This window comes from Labrys sp. ALF-8, from assembly GCF_059699065.1.
The window spans coordinates 2,094,874-2,112,641 of sequence record NZ_AP048537.1; the positions used below are offsets into that span (position 1 = coordinate 2,094,874).

At 65.9% G+C, this 17,768-nt stretch carries 13 protein-coding genes; 7 read left to right on the forward strand and 6 right to left on the reverse strand.

Annotation, left to right across the window (positions count from 1 at the left end; translation table 11 throughout):
- Nucleotides 1-9: 9 nt before the first annotated feature.
- Complete coding sequence (locus AC6H34_RS09730; protein ID WP_497538669.1) at nucleotides 10-792, reverse strand: helix-turn-helix transcriptional regulator; 783 nt, start codon at nucleotides 790-792, stop codon at nucleotides 10-12.
- A gap of 455 nt (nucleotides 793-1,247) precedes the next feature.
- Here AC6H34_RS09730 and AC6H34_RS09735 point away from each other — a divergent pair, with 455 nt between their 5' ends.
- Nucleotides 1,248-2,423, forward strand: a complete 1,176-nt coding sequence (locus AC6H34_RS09735; RefSeq protein WP_497538670.1) for an efflux RND transporter periplasmic adaptor subunit — start codon at nucleotides 1,248-1,250, stop codon at nucleotides 2,421-2,423.
- On the forward strand, nucleotides 2,420-5,578 hold the full coding sequence (locus AC6H34_RS09740; protein ID WP_497538671.1) for an efflux RND transporter permease subunit: 3,159 nt from the start codon (nucleotides 2,420-2,422) through the stop codon (nucleotides 5,576-5,578). Before AC6H34_RS09735 ends, AC6H34_RS09740 begins: the two co-directional genes overlap by 4 nt.
- Here AC6H34_RS09740 and AC6H34_RS09745 read toward each other — a convergent pair.
- Complete coding sequence (locus AC6H34_RS09745) at nucleotides 5,539-6,318, reverse strand: glutaredoxin domain-containing protein (RefSeq protein ID WP_497538672.1); 780 nt, start codon at nucleotides 6,316-6,318, stop codon at nucleotides 5,539-5,541. The genes AC6H34_RS09740 and AC6H34_RS09745 overlap by 40 nt on opposite strands.
- A 10-nt stretch (nucleotides 6,319-6,328) precedes the next feature.
- On the reverse strand, nucleotides 6,329-7,081 hold the full coding sequence (locus AC6H34_RS09750; RefSeq protein WP_497538673.1) for an SDR family NAD(P)-dependent oxidoreductase: 753 nt from the start codon (nucleotides 7,079-7,081) through the stop codon (nucleotides 6,329-6,331).
- 223 nt (nucleotides 7,082-7,304) lie between these two features.
- On the opposite strand from AC6H34_RS09750, the gene AC6H34_RS09755 reads away from it, so the two are divergent.
- From AC6H34_RS09755 to leuD, 5 genes are all read left to right on the forward strand, one after another.
- On the forward strand, nucleotides 7,305-8,195 hold the full coding sequence (locus AC6H34_RS09755) for a LysR family transcriptional regulator (protein WP_448150229.1): 891 nt from the start codon (nucleotides 7,305-7,307) through the stop codon (nucleotides 8,193-8,195).
- Nucleotides 8,196-8,444: 249 nt separating this feature from the next.
- The gene (leuB, locus tag AC6H34_RS09760) at nucleotides 8,445-9,548 is read left to right on the forward strand and encodes a 3-isopropylmalate dehydrogenase (RefSeq protein ID WP_497538674.1); all 1,104 of its coding nucleotides are present in this window, start codon (nucleotides 8,445-8,447) and stop codon (nucleotides 9,546-9,548) included.
- A 241-nt stretch (nucleotides 9,549-9,789) separates the two neighbouring features.
- Nucleotides 9,790-12,147 (forward strand): xanthine dehydrogenase family protein molybdopterin-binding subunit, encoded by a 2,358-nt coding sequence (locus AC6H34_RS09765; protein WP_497538675.1) that lies wholly within the window; start codon nucleotides 9,790-9,792, stop codon nucleotides 12,145-12,147.
- A gap of 225 nt (nucleotides 12,148-12,372) precedes the next feature.
- Nucleotides 12,373-13,809, forward strand: coding sequence for a 3-isopropylmalate dehydratase large subunit (gene leuC / locus AC6H34_RS09770; RefSeq protein WP_497538676.1), 1,437 nt, complete (start codon nucleotides 12,373-12,375; stop codon nucleotides 13,807-13,809).
- A gap of 1 nt (nucleotide 13,810) precedes the next feature.
- The gene (gene leuD / locus AC6H34_RS09775; protein ID WP_448150225.1) at nucleotides 13,811-14,410 is read left to right on the forward strand and encodes a 3-isopropylmalate dehydratase small subunit; all 600 of its coding nucleotides are present in this window, start codon (nucleotides 13,811-13,813) and stop codon (nucleotides 14,408-14,410) included.
- A 232-nt stretch (nucleotides 14,411-14,642) separates the two neighbouring features.
- Here leuD and AC6H34_RS09780 read toward each other — a convergent pair whose 3' ends face one another.
- Genes AC6H34_RS09780 through AC6H34_RS09790 form a run of 3 tightly spaced genes read right to left on the reverse strand, consistent with a single transcriptional unit; the run spans nucleotide 14,643 to nucleotide 17,746 of the window.
- Entirely contained in the window at nucleotides 14,643-15,833 is a 1,191-nt protein-coding gene (locus AC6H34_RS09780; RefSeq protein ID WP_497538677.1) for a serine hydrolase domain-containing protein, read from the reverse strand.
- Nucleotides 15,830-16,663 (reverse strand): ATP-binding cassette domain-containing protein, encoded by an 834-nt coding sequence (locus AC6H34_RS09785; protein WP_497538678.1) that lies wholly within the window; start codon nucleotides 16,661-16,663, stop codon nucleotides 15,830-15,832. Before AC6H34_RS09785 ends, AC6H34_RS09780 begins: the two co-directional genes overlap by 4 nt.
- 45 nt (nucleotides 16,664-16,708) lie before the next feature.
- A complete protein-coding gene (locus AC6H34_RS09790) occupies nucleotides 16,709-17,746 on the reverse strand; it encodes an ABC transporter permease (protein ID WP_497538679.1) in 1,038 nt (345 codons plus the stop codon).
- Nucleotides 17,747-17,768: the final 22 nt, after the last annotated feature.

Consider the following 17,768-nt stretch of genomic DNA (forward strand, 5'->3'; position numbering starts at 1 on the left):
ACGGCCGGTTCAGCCGGGGTGGGATCTCGAAAGACGAGAAGGAGCAGCCTTGTTCTCCTGCCGCCATTGATGCGGGGTGCTGCCGGTGAAACGCTTGAAGACGGTGGTGAAATGGGCCTGGCCCTGGAAGCCGACGCCCAGCGCGATCTCGACCAGCGTCTCGTTGCCGGCCAGGAGCAGTTCCTGCGATCGCTCGATTCGCCTGCGCAGCAGATATTCATGCGGCCGCATATTGGTGGCGCGGCGGAACTGTCGCGCGAAATGCATGGGGGAGAGGCCGGCGGCGGCCGCCATGTCGGCGAGCGAAATAGCCCCGTCGAGACGGCCGTCCACGAACTCCACAACCCGCTTCATGCGCCATTTCGGCAGGGGCGCTTGCTGGCGCCTGTCCTCGCCTGAGACGTCTGGGCCCGAGGTGAACTCCTGGCGGGGAGCGGCGATCTCGAGATCGGAGCAGGAAGCGATCAGCTCTCCCAGTTCGCGGCAGTGAGCGGCACCGACGGCACCCGCCACCTGCCGGTGCTCCACGATCTCACGAGCGCCGTCGGCCAGGCGCCGGGCGATGTGTCCGCTGATCCGGATGGAGATCGCCTCACCGCTGCCATCCGCTATCTCGAGCGCAATCCGGATCGGCGCGGTGTCGGGATGATCCATCGAGGGAGCGATCCGGGACAGCGCCGGCCTTGGGGAGGGCATGCCGATGCTCGCGACACCAGCCACGGCATCGGCATGGGACAGAAGCGACGGAACCACCGGGAAAGGTTGCCTGCGGATCGGGGATGATAGTTGCATTGTCCTGCTCCCTCAGCCGGACGAGGACCCCGGTCGTGCCGGCTCCTCGTCCGCGGTTCACCGGATGACGGGACAGCAACGGGAGGGACCCGGCACTGCCGCTTCGCCATGCGGTTTCGATGAAGCCAGTGTCCGGTGTGACGGGAGGATCTTCCATTCTACCTGGGTAGATAGCGCTACCGTCTTGGTTTGGTGCTCCCATACCTTCGTATGGGTCCGGAGCACCGAGGTCGCGGAAGCGGACGTCCTCGGGGCCGCGGCTGGACCACCGTCTTCAACGGACCGCACCGTGGCAGCAACGGCACGGCAAGTGCCCGCCGGCGGCCGGGACGGTGCGTTTTGAGAATCCCTCATGCCAATCGGGAAGATCGGAAGAAGGTCGAGGATTAGCACGGTTCCCAACGGCTCATTGGGATCCCTCCCACGGGCATGGATCACCATCGGGAGACAGTCAGATGAGAAGAAACCACATCCTTGGCGTCAGTCTCCTGACGCTGGCGATCTTTGTCGGAGGTGCTTCGGCCGTGCTGATGGACCTACGGGCCACCACCCCCTCGATGGCGGCCCCTATGCCGGCCATACCGGTGGTGGCCTCCAAGGTTCGCGTTTGCGACATGCCCATCGTGCTCAACGGCATCGGCACGGTCCAGGCCTATAACATGGTGGCTGTGCACCCTCAGGTCGTCGGCACCGTACAGGACATAGCATTCACCGAGGGGCAGACCGTCCAGCCGGGCAGCATGATTGCACAACTCGATCCGCGCCTCTTCCAGTCGGCCCTCGATCAGGCCCAGGCCAACCTGGCGCGCGACAAGGCCAATCTCGCCAATGCGCAGGCCAATCTTGGCCGCTATGAGCCGCTGCAGAAGCAGGGCTTCGCCACGCCGCAACAGGTCGGCGACCAGGCTGCCTCCGTCCAGGAGCTGCAGGCCGCCATCGCCAGTGACAATGCCGCCATCGCCACAGCCCGCACCCAGCTCGGCTACACCTCGATCACCTCGCCGATCAGCGGCGTCACCGGCATCCGCAACGTCGATATCGGCAATCTCGTCCAGCCGACGGACGCCAGGCCGATCGTGACGATCACGCAGGTCCAGCCCATCTCCGTGATCTTCACCCTGCCTCAGGCTGACCTGCCCACCGTCCAGGCGGCCCTTGCGCGCGAACCTCTCAAGGCCATCGCCTTCTCGCAGGACGGCACCAGGGAACTCGATGAGGGCACGCTGTTGCTGGTCGACAATGTCGTCAGCCAGAGTTCGGGCACCGTGCAGCTCAAGGCCACCTTCGCCAATGCCAGGAACATGCTCTGGCCAGGCGATTTCGTGAATGTCCGTCTCATCGTCGACGTGAGGCGCGACGCGGTGAGCGTGCCGCTGGCGGCATTGCAGCAAGCACGGCAGGGGCAGCTCGTCTATGTCGTGGCGCCGAACGGCACCGTCCGGCCGCAGCTCGTCGAGGTGGGCGAGACGCTTGACGGCTATGCGCTCATCGAAAGCGGGCTGAGGACGGGAGACATCGTCGTCACCGCCGGGCAGTACCGGCTGAGCGACGAGGCCAGGGTGACCGTCGTTCCGGCCGATGATCCTCACGTCCAGAACCAGACACCCGCCAGCCAGGGGTTGTTGCAATGAGTCTCTCCTCGCTGTTCATCAAGAAGCCCGTCGCCACTGCCCTGCTCATGGCGGCCATCGTGCTCGCCGGGGGTGCGGCCTATCAATCGCTGCCGGTTGCAGCCCTGCCCAACGTCTCCTTTCCGACCATTTCGGTAACGGCGCAGCTTCCGGGCGCGGACCCCGAAACCATGGCTTCCTCGGTGGCCACGCCGCTGGAGAAGCAGTTCGGCGAGATTCCCTATCTCACGCAGATGACCTCGACGAGTTCGCTCGGCTATACCTCCATCACGCTGCAGTTCGATCTGAACGACGACATCAATTCGGCGGCGCAGCTCGTGCAGACGGCGATCAACGCCGCCTCGGGCCAGTTGCCCAAGGACATGCCGACACCGCCGACCTATCACGAGACCAATCCGGCCGACGCCCCGGTCCTGGTACTGGGCCTTGCCTCCGACACGCTGCCGATCACCACGGTCGACGACTATACCGAGAGCATCCTCGCCCAGAAGCTGTCGCAGGTCCCGGGCGTCGGCCTGGTCAATATCGGCGGTTCGCAGCATCCGGCGATCCGCATCCAGTTCGACCCGGCCAAGCTGGCCGCCGCGGGTCTGGACCTGGAGACGGTGCGCGGCGCCCTCACCAATGTCAGCGTGGACCAGCCCAAGGGCACGCTCTATGGGACCGCGCGGGCCTATGCCCTGCAGACCAACGACCAGGTGCTCTCGACCGACGGCTGGAACGACCAGATCATCGCCTATCGCAATGGCGGCCCCATCAAGGTCTCCGATGTCGGCACCGCGATCGTCGGACCGCAGGACAAGACCCTGGAAGGCTGGGTGAACCACGGCCGCGGTATCGTGCTGGCCGTGCAGCGCCTGCCCGGGGCCAATGTGATTACCACGGTGGAGGCCATCAGGGCCGAGCTGCCGCGCCTCATGGCCACGCTGCCGCCAACGATCAAGGCAACCGTCCTGTCCGACCGCACCCAGACCATCCGGGCCTCGGTCGAGGACGTCCAGAAGACCTTGCTCCTGACCATCGTCCTCGTCGTCGGCGTGATCTTCGTCTTCCTGCGCAGCCTCTGGGCGACGATCATCCCCGCCATCGCCGTGCCGATCTCCATCATAGGCACCTTCGGCATGATGTATCTGCTGGGCTACAGCCTCGACAATCTCTCGCTGATGGGCCTTTCCATCGCGGTAGGGTTCGTGGTGGACGATGCCATCGTCATGGTCGAGAACATCGCCCGCCATATCGAGATGGGCAAATCGCCGATGCAGGCCGCCCTGGACGGCGCGGGCGAGATCGGCTTCACCATCCTGTCCATGTCGATCTCGCTGATCGCCGTCTTCATCCCGCTCCTCCTGATGGGCGGGCTGGTGGGCCGCATGTTCCAGGAATTCGCGGTGACGGTGACGGTTGCGATCGCCGTCTCCGCTCTGGTCTCGCTGACCTTGACGCCGATGATGGGAGCTCGCGTGCTGCGTCCGGAAGGCCCCACAGCCAGGGGCCGGCTGTCCCGCGCGCTGGAGCACGGCTTCGACGCCATGCTGGCCGGCTATGACCGCCTGCTGCGCATCGCGCTTCGGCACCGTTTCGTCACCCTCATGACGTTGGTGGCGACGATGGTGCTGACCGTGTTCCTGTTCATCGACATTCCCAAGGGCTTCTTTCCGCAGCAGGATACCGGCCTCATCCTCGGCGTGACACAGGCGGCGCAGGACATCTCCCCCGATGGGATGGCGAGACTCCAGAAGCAGGTGATCGAGACGGCCCTCGCCGACCCGGCCGTCGCCTCCGTCGGCGGCTATATCGGCGCCGGCGGGGCGACCTCGACCGAAAACCAGGGGCGCCTGTTCATCGCCCTCAAGCCGCGCGAGCAACGCTCGCCCATCGGCGACGTGATGGGGCGCATCGATGCGAAGATGCAGGAGGTGGTCGGCATCAGGCTGTTCATGCAGCCTGTGCAGGACGTCAATGTCGGCGGCCGGCTCAGCGCCACGCAATACCAGTACACGCTGACCGACGTGGACCTGAACGAACTCGGCAAATGGGTGCCGATCGTCGAGAATGCGCTCGGTAGGCTGCCGGAGATCACCGACCTCACCAGCGACCAGCAGATGGCGGGATCGCAGCTGATGCTCTCGATCGACCGCCAGGCCGCCTCGCGCCTCGGCGTCACGCCCGAGAGCATCGATGCGGTGCTGGACGATGCCTTCGGGCAGCGGCCCGTGTCGCAGCTCTATACCAGCCTCAACCAGTATTTCGTGATCATGGAGGTCAAGCCCGACCTGCAGCTCGGCCCCGATGCCCTGAAACGCATCTATGTGCAGTCGCGGGACGGCGGCATGGTGCCGCTCGGCGAATTGGTGACGCTGCACCAGACCGTGGCGCCGCTCTCCATCAACCACCAGGGCCAGTTCCCCTCGGTGACGCTGAGCTTCAACCTGAAACCCGGCCAGCCGCTGGGCAATGCCGTCACCGCAATCCAGAAGGCCATGGCCGACCTCCGGGTCCCCGCTTCGATCCAGGCGAACTTCCAGGGCAACGCCCAGGCGTTCCAGAGCTCCCTGTCGAGCACCCCTGTCCTCATCGTGGTTGCTCTGGTCGCGGTCTACATCATCCTCGGCATGCTCTACGAGAACACCATCCACCCCCTGACCATCCTGTCGACGCTGCCGTCGGCCGGTGTCGGCGCGCTCCTGATGCTGCAGCTCTTCGGTTTCGGCCTCGACGTCATCGGGATCATCGGCATAATCCTCCTGATCGGCATCGTGAAGAAGAACGGCATCATGCTGGTCGACTTCGCCTTGCAGGCGGAACACGAGCGGGGCCTTTCGCCCGAGGAGGCGATCTACGAATCCTGCAAGCTGCGCTTCCGGCCTATCCTGATGACGACGATGTGCGCCCTGCTCGGCGGCCTGCCGCTGATGCTGGGCCATGGCACAGGCTCCGAGCTGCGCCAGCCGCTCGGCTACGCCATGGTCGGCGGCCTGCTGGTCTCGCAGGCGCTGACCCTGTTCACCACGCCCGTGGTCTATCTCTACATGGAGGAGCTGTCGCGCTTCCTCTCCCGGCGCAAGGGCGCCGATGCGCCGGCCGCCTCAACCGCAGGCCAGGCCAGGCCCTTGCCTCACTCCCAAAGTCCGGCGGGCATCGGCAGGCCATCGTAAAGCTGCGGCGGCGCGCTGCGCCTGAGCGGCAACCCGAAGCCTTCCAGCACGGACTGGAACTGGCGCATATGCTGAGCCGAATGCCAGGTCTGACGTTCGAGCAGTTCCCAGGCCGGCCGGGCACCGTAATAGGTGGCGACCGTCCAAAGGCAGTCGCGATCCTCCAGACCGTCCCACCAGCCGGTCATCTCGGCGCTCGCCCTGGTAGCGAAGACGAGGATGTCCTCGCGACTCCGGATGTCATCGGGCACCGGCAGGTTGACGAAATGAGCCCAGTCCTCGAACTCGCCGGCGACGTTCCGCACGAAGACGTCGGGGATCTGGTAGATGTGGTAGGCGAGTTCGCGCATGGTCCGGTCGCGGCCCGGGATAGGACGGTGGTCCAGCAACTCGTCCGGCATATCCGCAATCAGGGAGCGGGCCAGGGCGAGGACATCACTCCAGCGCCGCACCAGCGCCTCGGGCGGCAGCCGGTCGCCTCCCGGAGCCTTGCGCCCGACGAATTCGGCCACCTGGTCGAGATTCTGGGCGAACACGAAGCGATCGCCGCGCGACACCACCGGCAGGGACCGGGCCCCGAGCCTGGCGAGATCGGCCGCGCCCTCTTCGTTTTCCAGCAGATTGACGGATTCGAAGGGCACGCCGATGCCGATGAGGAACTCCTTCGCCTTCACGCAAGCCGAACAGCCCGGCACCCAGAACACGCGCACGGGGTCGGCTTGGGGAGTGGCATCTGCCATCGTCTCCTCCTCAGTAGGTCGCGCGGCCGCCCGAAAGGTCGAACACCGCGGCTGTGGTGAAGGAATTCTCCTCGGTGGCGAGCCAGCAGATCATGGAGGCTGCTTCCTCCAGCTCCAGCATGCGGCCACGCGGGATCTTGCCGAGGATATAGGCGATGTGCTCGGGCGCCTGCTGCATGGCGCCTGCCGTCTTTGCGACGGCCGGCGTCACGCAGTTCACGGCGATGTTCTGGCCGGCGAGTTCCTTGCCGAGGGATTTGGTAAGGGCGATGACGCCGGCCTTCATCGAGGAATAGGCGACGGCATTGGGATTGCCTTCCTTGCCGGCCACCGAGGAGAGGTTGACGATGCGCCCATAGCCACGCTCGCGCATATGCGGCACCACCGCCCGGCAGCAATGGAAGGTACCGACGAGACCGACATGCACGACCTCCTCGAAGGCGGCCGGCGGGTACTCCCAGGTCGGCATGTTGGGGCCGACCAGCGCCGCATTGTTGATGAGGACGTCGACCTTGCCGAAGCGGGCGAGCGTGCTGGCCACGCCCGCCTCCACCGAATCGAGCCGGCCGATATCGACCCCCGTCCCGAAGACCGCATCGGGCTGCCCTAGCTCTGCGAGGCATTTTTCGAGAACCGTGGCGTCGCGGTCCCAGATCGCAACCCTCGCGCCCGATTGCAGCAGGCGCTTCACCACCGCCAGCCCGATCCCCTGCGCGCCTCCCGTCACGATGGCGACGCGGTCCTTGAAATCGTACTGGTTCATTGCTCAAATCCGGAATTATTAAAAAGGGCGCGGCGCACTGCGATGCACTTGCCCCCTGCAGGCAAATCATCCTTCACTCGCGAAGGACATGGCGAGAGCCATAATCGTCGTTTGGCAATTCGCCAGAAGACTTCATTCGGAACGCGAGCGTCGCGATCGGCGATGCAGCCGCCCGGCCATTCCGGCCGCCCGACAGACCGTTCCGGACATCGGAGAAAGTGACGTGCGTTTCGACCTCCTATCCCTCCAGCTCTTCGTTGCCGTCTGTGAAGAACAGAGCATCGCCAAGGCAGCCGACCGCGAGCACATCGCGGCCTCCGCGGTCAGCAAGCGGATCTCCGACCTGGAGGCCCGGCTGAACACCCCCCTCTTCCATCGCAGTTCCAAGGGCCTGGAGCTGACCGCCTCGGCCCATGCCCTCCTCCACCATTCCCGCGTGCTGATGCGTGACCTCAAGCAGATGGAGATCGAGCTCGCCCACCATGCCAGCGGCGTCAGCGGGCAGGTAAGGCTCTATGCCAGCGTGTCCACCATCATCCAGCACCTGCCGGACGATCTCAGGGACTTTCTGACCAATCACTCGGCCATCCGCGTCGTGCTTCAGGAAGGCACCAGCCAGCAGGCCGTGGAGGCGGTTGCCGAGAATGCCGCCGACATCGGCATCTTCGGCGGGGTGGTCCCGCGCCAGGGCCTGAAGATCTTCCCCTATCGCAGCGACCGTCTCGTCGTGCTGGCCCCCCTGGGCCACCCGCTCTGCGAACGCTCGTCGCTGCGCTTCGCCGAACTCACGGACTACGACCTGATCGGCCCCATGCAGGGCAGTTTCCTCGATTCGCTCGTGCTGCGCGCCGCCTCCGATCTCTCCCGCCCGCTCAAGATGCCGGTGCGGGTGAACGGCTTCGAGACCGTGCGCGGCATGGTCGAGGCGCAGCTCGGCATCGGCCTGGTACCCGAGGGCTGCGCGGCGCGCTACGTCACCAGCGGCAGGCTCCACGCCATCAGGCTCGAAGAGCCCTGGGCCGTTCGCCAGTGGAACGTCTGCGTCCAGGACGGCCAGTCCCTGCCCTCCCCCGTGCGCCTGCTGCTCAAGCATCTGACCCGGGGAACGGCCTGAGCGCGGGAAAGTCGCGAACAGGCGAGCGGGCATGGACCGCCGAGGATCGGGGCCGAGCCAATCCTGCGCATCGCAACCGACGATGTGGCCGTTCCGAAGAACGACTCCCGGCGCCCGGGTGGGGCTCCCTATAAGACAGCGATGGCAAAGGGTGACGATCGGTCCCCGCCGATGCAGAGTTTCCGGGCGCCTCCGGTGGACGGCCTGGAAAGTGCTGCTTCTTCCCAGAGTTAGTCGAAAGGTACGACCTTGAAGATCGCAGTTCTCCCAGGCGACGGTATCGGAAAAGAAGTGACGGCGGAGGCGGTGAAGGCCGTTCGCGCCAGCGTGGGGAACGAGTTTTCCCTTGAGCTTCAGGAAGGCGTGATCGGCGGGGAAGGCATCGATACGGTGGGTGACGCCCTGCCGCCGGAGACGCTTGAGATCGCCCGCAACGCAGACGCCATCCTGCTCGGCGGCACCGGCGTGCCGGAAGACGAGAAGCGTCCTCCGAGCGAGGGCGCCGGCTACGGCCTGCTCAAGTTGCGCAAGGCCCTGTCGCTCTACGCCAATTTCCGCCCGGTGAAGCTGTTCCCCGAGCTGCTCGATGCCTCGACCCTCAAGCCGGAAGTCGTCGGCGGTGTCGACATGGTGATCCTGCGCGAACTCAACGGCGACCTCTATTTCGGCCAGCCGCGCGGCATCGAGAAGGATGCCGACGGCAAGCGCGTCGGCATCAATACCATGCGCTACACGGAAGGCGAGATCGAGCGTATCGCGCATGCGGGCTTCCAGGCCGCTCGGCGCCGGCGCAGGAAACTCTGCTCCGTCGACAAGGCCAATGTGCTCGAGACGATGGCGCTGTGGCGTGAAGTGATCATCGAGGTATCCAAGCACTATCCCGACGTCGAGCTTAGCCATCTCTACATCGATGCGGCCTCGATGGTGCTGATCCGCAATCCCAAGCAGTTCGACGTCATTGTCACCGGCAACGTCTTCGGCGACATCCTTTCCGACGCCGCCGCCATGCTCGCCGGTTCGATCGGCATGCTGCCCTCGGCCTCGCTGGGCGACAACAACAAGGGCCTCTACGAGCCTGTCCACGGCACCGCGCCCGACATCGCCGGCAAGAACATCGCCAATCCGCTCGCGGCCATTCTCTCGGGTGCGATGATGCTGCGCTATTCCTTCGGTCTCGAGGAACAGGCCCTTCGCATCGAGGCGGCGGTGGCTTCCGTGCTGGCCGAGGGCTATCGTACCGCCGACATTCGGCAGCCGGGCACCCAACTCGTCGGCACGCGCGAGATGGGCGATGCCGTCGAGGAAGCGATCCTTCGCGCATCGGATGGCGCAAGACAGGCCTCGGTCGCCTGAGACCCGGCCGCGCTCTTCCCGCTGTGAACCGGGAGCGGCAGATTTCCTCAAGCCCGGTCCTGGGCAATTCGGGCGCAAACCTGCCGGCCCTGGACTGGGCAGCGACCCGGCGATGACGAAAAGTTGAGGTTCCGGCGACGTTCGGGCCGGCCTATGAGCACCGTGACGCATTCTTCGCCGCCGGAAAGGATGCCACCATTCGAAGAAACTGCTCTGGTGAGGAACCAGGATGGATGCTGCCATGAAATCGTCGGACGACGTGACGCCCATCGGCATCGGCCAGTCCGCGCGCCGGAAGGAAGACCGTGCTCTGGTGCAAGGGCAGGGCTCCTACTCTGACGACCAGAGCCTGCCCGGCCAGGCCTATGGTGCCGTGGTGCGCAGCCAGCATGCCCATGGCCTGATCCGCCGCATCGAGACGGCAGCGGCGCTGGCCATGCCCGGCGTTCTTGGCGTCTATACGGGCGAGGATCTGGTGGCCGCCGGACAGCGTCCCCAACCTCCCGGCGTCCTCGCCCCCAACCGGAACGGATCGCCCCTGCGCTGGCCGTCCTGGCGGGCACTGGCCGTCGGCAAGGTGCGCCATATCGGCGAAGGCGTCGCCTTCGTGGTGGCCGACACCGCGGCGGGCGCGCGCGAGGCCGCCAGCCAGGTCGAGGTCGAGATCGAGGAAATGCCGGCCGTCATCAGGGCGAGCGAGGCGGCAACGCCCGGCGCACCGGTGGTTCATGACGAATTCCCCGACAATGTCGTGCTCGACTTTCACTACGGCGACAGCGAGGCCGTGGAGGCGGCCTTCGCGGCTGCCGCACACGTCACGCGCCTGCCGATCGTCTCCAACCGCATCATCGTCGCAGCCATGGAGCCTCGCGCCTCGCTGGGCAGCTATGATGCCGATAGCGGGCATTTCACCCTGCGACATGCCTGCCAGGGCGCCCACGGCTCGCGCAAGGTCGTCGCCCACATGCTCGGTGTCGAAGAGAGCCAGGTGCGTATCCTCACCGGCCATGTCGGCGGCTCCTTCGGCATGAAGGCGCATCCCTTTGCCGAGGACCTCTGCGTCCTGCATGCAGCGCGCGATCTCGGCCGCCCGGTGAAATGGTCGGATACCCGCAGCGAGAGCTTCCTGTCCGACACCCATGGCCGCGACCATGAGATGACGATCGAGCTAGCCCTGGACGACGAGGCCAACTTCCTGGCTCTGCGGATCGCCGGCGTCGGCAATATCGGCGCCTACCTCACGCAGGGCGGCGTCTTTCCGCCGGCCGTGAACCAGATGAAGAACCTGCCGAGCGTCTACCGCACGCCACTTCTCCAGGTCGACACCAAATGCGTGCTGACCACCACGAACCCGGTGGGTGCGTATCGCGGCAACGGCAGGCCCGAGGCCAACTACTATGTGGAGCGTGTCATCGATCTCGCCGCGGCGGAACTTGGAATCGATGCCGTCGAGCTACGGCGCCGCAACCACGTCAAGCCCCAGGAGCTGCCATTCACCTCGGCTGGCCGGATGGTCTACGACAGCGGCGACTTCACGGCCCTGATGGAAGACGCCATGCGCCTTTCCGATTGGGACGGCTTCGCCACGCGTCGCGAGGAAAGCGAGGCGCAAGGTCTCCTGCGCGGTCGCGGCATCGGCCAGTATCTCGAGGTCACAGGCGCACCCGGCGCCGAGACGGGCGGCGTGCGCTTCGAACCGGATGGCAGCGTGACCATGATCACCGGCACGCTCGACAGCGGGCAGGGGCACGCCTCCGCCTTCGCGCAGATCCTGGTCGCCGAACTCGGCGTCCCCTTCGACAGGGTGCGGCTGATCCAGGGCGACAGCGACGAGCTGACGGCGGGCAGCGGCACCGGCGGCTCAAAATCCCTGGTCGCGAGCGGACGGGCGATCATCGAGGCCGCCGGCAAGGTCGTCGAGGCCGGCAGGAAGATCGCGGCCCATGAGCTGGAAGCCGCCGATCAGGACGTGGAATTCGCAGCAGGCCGCTTCACCGTCGTCGGCACCGACCGTGGCATAGGCCTCATGGAGCTCGCGGCCAGGCTGCACGAGGGCCTGGAACTGCCGCCGGGCCTGCCCACCACGCTGGACGTCAGGCACGTGCATGACGGCGTTCCCTCCGCCTTCCCCAATGGCTGCCATGTGGCCGAGGTCGAGATCGACCCGGAGACCGGGGTCTGCCGGGTGGTGCGCTACACCGCGGTGGGCGATTTCGGCACGGTGATCAATCCCATGCTGGTGGAGGGGCAATCGCATGGCGGCGTGGCGCAGGGCATCGGCCAGGCCCTGATGGAACGCACCGTCTTCGACACGCAGGGCCAGCTCCTCACCGGCTCCTTCACCGACTACGCATTGCCGCGCGCCGACGACATGCCGCCCATCGCCGTCGGCAACCATCCCACGCGTGCGCTCACCAACCCGCTCGGTGCCAAGGGCTGCGGGGAGGCCGGCTGTGCCGGCTCCCTCACCTCCGTGATGAATGCAGTCACCGATGCATTGCGCCCCTTCGGCATCAACCACATCGACATGCCGGCCACGCCAGAGCGGATCTGGAGCGCCATCCGGGACGCGAGGGCCACAAGGCAAGCGGCGGAGTGATGCTCTCAGGCGCCGCGCGGGAGCGGTGCCTGTGCGAGTGACACGATTGCCGTTCTTCCGCGAGATCTCTCATCGCGCTTTGCGATGACAGGTTTCCCAAGAACGACTCCTTCCGACCCTCGCGGCCGGTCTAAACAATGGCGAATGCATCGCTGGAATACCGGCGCTTTTCGGTGTGCCGTCGGCTGACGAAGCCTCGAAGACCTGCCTCCTGGGGAGAAATCCATGAATTCGCGCCAAAGTCCCGCCGCCAAGACCATGCTGGACAAGATCTGGGCGCAGCACAGCATCCTCGAGCGGGCGGATGGGCAGACCCTGCTCTATATCGACCGCCACCTTATCCATGACGGCTACCAGCCGGCCTTCGAATTCCTGCAGGCCAAGCAGCTCCGCCCCCGTTCGCCCCACCAGACCTTCGGTACGCCCGATCACTACGTGCCGACGGACGGGCGGATCGTCGAGCGCATCGCCAGCGCCGAGCGCCGGGGCATGGTGAAATCGCTGGTGGAGAACGCGGAGGACTACGGCATCACCGTGTTCGAACTCGCCGACCGCCGCCAGGGCATCGTCCATGTGATCGGACCGGAGCAGGGCATCAGCCAGCCGGGCATGACCATCGTCTGCGCCGACAGCCATACCTCCACCCACGGCGCGCTCGGGGCGCTCGCCTTCGGCGTCGGCATGACCCAGGCGACGCAGGTGCTCGCCACCCAGACGCTGTGGCAGCGCAAACCGAAGGCCATGCGCATCCGCGTGGAGGGCGAACTCGGCTTCGGCGTCACGGCCAAGGACATCATCCTCGCCATCATACGCAGGATCGGCCCCGCCGGCGCCGTAGGCCATGTCATCGAATATGCCGGCTCCGCCATTCGCGGGCTCTCGATGGAGGGGCGCCTGACCGTCTGCAACATGTCGATCGAGGCCGGTGCGCGTGCCGGCATGATCGCCCCCGACGAGGTGACTTTCGCCTATGTGAAAGGTCGTCCTTACGCGCCGCCCGAAGGCGAGGCCTGGGACAAGGCCGTGGCGCGCTGGTCCGGGATCGCGACCGATCCCGACGCCGTCTTTGACCGCGAGGTGGTCCTCGATGCCGCCGAGATCGCCCCGATGGTGACCTGGGGCACCAGCCTGGAGGACGTCGCGCCGATCGATGGTGAGGTTCCGGATCCGGCAGGCGCCGAGACGGCCGAGCGGCGGGAGGGCATATCCAAGGCGCTCGCTTACATGGGCCTGACGCCCGGCACCCGCTTGTCCGACATCGCCATCGAGCGTGTCTTCATCGGTTCCTGCACCAACGGCCGCATCGAAGACCTGCGCTCGGCTGCGGCCATCGTCCGTGGACGCAGCGTGCATCCCGGCGTGGAGGCCTGGGTCGTGCCGGGTTCGGGCCTCGTGAAGGAGCAGGCCGAGGCGGAAGGCCTCGACGGCGTCTTCCGCGAGGCGGGGTTCCAGTGGCGGGATGCCGGCTGTTCGCTGTGCCTCGGCACCAATGGCGAGACCGTGGCGGCCGGCGATCGCTGCGCATCCACGTCCAATCGTAATTTCGTGGGCCGCCAGGGACGCGGGGCGCGTACCCACCTGATGAGTCCCTCCATGGCCGCTGCGGCGGCGGTGACGGGCCGGCTCACGGATGTACGGCAATTGCAGCAAGCGGGAGAATGACATGGAGCCCTTCGAGACCTTCCGGGCACCAGGCCTGCCTTTCGTGGGCATCAATGTCGATACGGATCAGATTCTGCCGGCGCGCTTTCTCTCCAAGCCCCGCTCCGGCGGCTTCGCCCAATATCTCTTCCACGACCTGCGCTTCGACGAGGACGGCAAGGAGCGGCCCGGCTTCATTCTGAACCAGCCCGCCTATCGCGGCACGCGCATCCTGGTGGGAGAAGAGAATTTCGCCTGCGGCTCCTCGCGCGAGAACGCCGTCTGGGCCATTGCCGACTACGGCTACCGCGTGGTGATGGCCTCCAGCTTCGGAGACATCTTCTTTTCAAACAGCCTGAAGAACGGCCTGCTGCCCGTTGTGCTGCCGTCCGCGGCGATCGCCGAGCTGATCGAGGCGCTGACCGAGGATCCCGGAGCGGCGGTGGAGGTCGACCTGCCGGCGCAGACCGTTACCGGCCCGCGTGGCACGAGGTACGGTTTCGACATCGATCCCTTTTCCAAGCACTGCCTGCTCAAGGGGATCGACGAACTCGACTACACATTATCCCAGATGGACAAGATCGAGGAATTCGAACGCCGCCGAGCGCAGGCAGAGACCTGACGGACGCCGACCGGTTGACAGGCCCGTTCAGGATATGGTCGCCAATATAGGAAGCCGGCAAATTAAATTATGACGGCTCACTTTTGTCCGGGCCCTACGGCCGGAATCCACGGACAAACCCTTCAGAGATTGATTTTCATGGATTCCCAGCCTCCGCGGGCTTTCAGGAACGACAGCACGCCTTATCCGCGATTGAACCTGCGAAGCACGTTGATTTGCCGGCAAATTTAAATCACGCCGCCGCCTTTGCCGCCCCGTGGTAGACCATGCGCTCGAAGTCCTCGTACAGCCTCAGCACACGCGGATCACCGAAAGGCAGGATCTGCGTCATCAACACGCCGCCGAGGCCCTTGGAGCGATCGATCCAGAAATAGCAATTGGCGAGGCCCGCCCAGGTGAGGCTCCCGGCACTGCGGCCATTCGGGGAATCGGCCATGTTGATCAGGAAGCTCAAGCCCCATTTCTGCGACATGCCCGGAAAGAAGTTGGTGGGGTGGGCAAGCGTGGGCAATACCGGGCTGAGGACGCCGGCCTCGATGTCGCCGATGGCATTGCGGCCCATCAGCTCCACCGTTTCCGCCTTCAGCAGGGCGGTGCCATCCGCGGCACGACCGTCGTTCAGCAGCATCTGGATATAGGCGCTGTAGTCCCCGGCCGTGCCGTAGAGCCCCCCGCCGCCCATGAAGAACTCAGGCTCCTGGGAGATCTCGTGGGTGATCTTCTCCAGCGAACCGTCGGGACGGCGCTGATGGACGTCGGCCCGTCGCGCGCGCCGCTCGGGATGGACGATGAAGGCGGTATCCTTCATGCCGAGCGGCTCGAACAGATGCGTCCTGAGGTAGTCTTCCAGCGGCCGGCCGCTCACGGCCTGCACCACCTGGCCCACCCAGTCGATGCTGATGCCGTATTCCCATTTCTCTCCCGGATCGCCCGCCAGTGGCTGGCTGAGCGAATTCAGCTTGCAGTCGATCAGGAGCGGCACATCGTTTTCGCGCATGTAGCGCTCCACATTGCCGTTCCAGATGTCGTAGCCGAAGCCGGAGGTGTGGGTGAGCAGGTGGCGAAGGGTTATCGCCCGCCTGGCCGGCCTGAGCCGGGGCTTGCCGGTTTCGTCGAAGCCTTCCAGCACCTGGGGCGAGGCAAGTTCGGGCACGATGCGCCCGATGGGCTCGTCGAGTACGAGCCGCCCCTGCTCGACGAGCTGCATTGCCCCCGTGGCGACCAGCGCCTTCGTCATCGAGGCATACCAGAACACGGTGTCGGATGTCATCGGAGCCATGGTGGCAAGGCTGCGCACGCCGAGGGCCGCCTCGTAGAGGCGGTCGTGCCGATCGACCGCGACGGCAACCACACCGGGGATTTCACCGGCCGCCACCGGCTGACTGAGAAGGCCGTCCATGGCCTTGAGGTCCAGTGCTGTCATGGTCTCGCTCCCTCCGCGGCGCCCTGTCGCGGGGTGCCGAGATCGGGGCTCGACAACTCGCCTGCGATATCTTCCATCTGTTCGCCGCCAGCCATCAGCGAAAGCAATTCGGCGCTGCTCTTCTCGCCTCTCCTGAAGCTCGCCGCCACCCGGCCCTGGATGAGCACGGTGAAGTAGTCGCCCACCAATGTCGCGTGATGGGCGTTGTGGGTGATGAACACGATGCCCACGCCCTCCGAACGCGCCGCCTGGATGAAGCGGAGCACGGTGGCGGCCTCCTTCACGCCGAGGGCCGAGGTCGGCTCGTCGAGGATGAGGACACGGGCGCCGAAATACATGGCGCGGCCGATGGCCAGCACTTGCCGCTCCCCTCCGGACAATGCGCCGACGAGCTGATTGCCGTCGCGCACCCGCGTGATGCCGAAGCGCCGTATCTGCTCGAGCGCGATGCCGTTCGCCTTCTCCAGATCGAGCCGTGCGAACGGTCCCCAGCCCTTCTTCGGCTCCGCACCGAGGAAGAAGTTCCGCCCCACGCTCATGAGGGGAATGGTGCCGACATCCTGATGCACGGTGGCGATACCCCGGGCGCGCGCATCGCGCGGATCGACGAAGTGCGTCTCCCGACCGTTGAGCAGAATCGTCCCGCTGCTCGGCTGGTGGAAGCCGGAGAGCACCTTGATGAGGGTCGATTTGCCGGCGCCATTGTCGCCGAGGAGGCAGACGACGCTTCCGGGGAGAACGGAAAGCGAGACGTCGCTCAAGGCCTGGACGCCGGCAAATCGTTTCGAGACGCCGCGCAGTTCGATGAGAGGCGTTGCGTCGGGCGGCATGGCTTGATCCCCTGGTTGCGGACTTCATTCGCCTTCGAGCCGCCCTCAGGCGGAGCTCATCGCCAGGCGGCGGAAATAGTGGTTGGCGAGCACGGCGAACATCAGCAGGACGCCGAGGAAAAGCTGCACCCAGTCCGTGCTCCAGCCGGTGTAGAAGATGCCGATATTGATGACGCCGAAGATCACCGTGCCCAGAAACACCCCGATCGCCGAGCCGTAGCCTCCGCCAAGCAGAACCCCGCCGATGACGGCGACGATGGGTGCCTGGAAGACGTAACCCAGGCCCGCCGTGGCGTTTCCGGAGTGATATTCGACCGCCTGGATGATTCCGACCAGCGCCGCGCCGACGCCGGTGGCGACGAACAGCAGCGTCTTGACCAGCCCCGTCGGCACGCCGGCACCACGCGCGGCGACCGGATTGCCGCCAGTGGCGAAGATCCAATTCCCGAAGGACGTACGCGCCAGCACCCAACCGCCGAGGATCGTGATGGCGAACCACCACAGGATGGAGATGTTGGCCTGCCCCCAGGTGGCGGCAAACAGCGCATCGGCCAGCGGCGGCGACTTCACCGATACCGAGGTGGTGTTGCTCAGGACGCGCGCGAGGCCCAGCGACAGGCCGCCGACGCTGAAGCTCGTTGCGAGCGTGACGATGAAGGAGGGAAGGCCCGTGCGTACCACCAGGAAGCCGTTGAGCAGCCCGACCAGCACACCGAGGGCGAGGGCCGCGGCAATCATCGGCCAGATCGACAGGCCGAACAGGGTGGTGCCGATGGCGACCGTGATGGACGAGGCGCCGACGACCGCCCCCACCGACAGGTCGAACTCGCCCGCCACCATAAGAAGGCCGACGGGAATGGCGATGATGCCGAGCTCCGCCGACGTGTTGAGCCAGCCCGCCGTGCCGTCGAAGCTTACGAAGCCGGCATCATAGGCCGCGGCGGCGAAGAAGCCGTAGACCAGGAGAGTCGCGACGAAAGCGCCGAATTCCGGACGGCGCACCAGGCCCGACGACGACCAGCGACGGGTCACGGCGGCCTCCACGGCCGCCTTGTCGCGGAGCTCCTGACTGAGGGACGTCATGCACTTCACCTCGCTCGCCGCA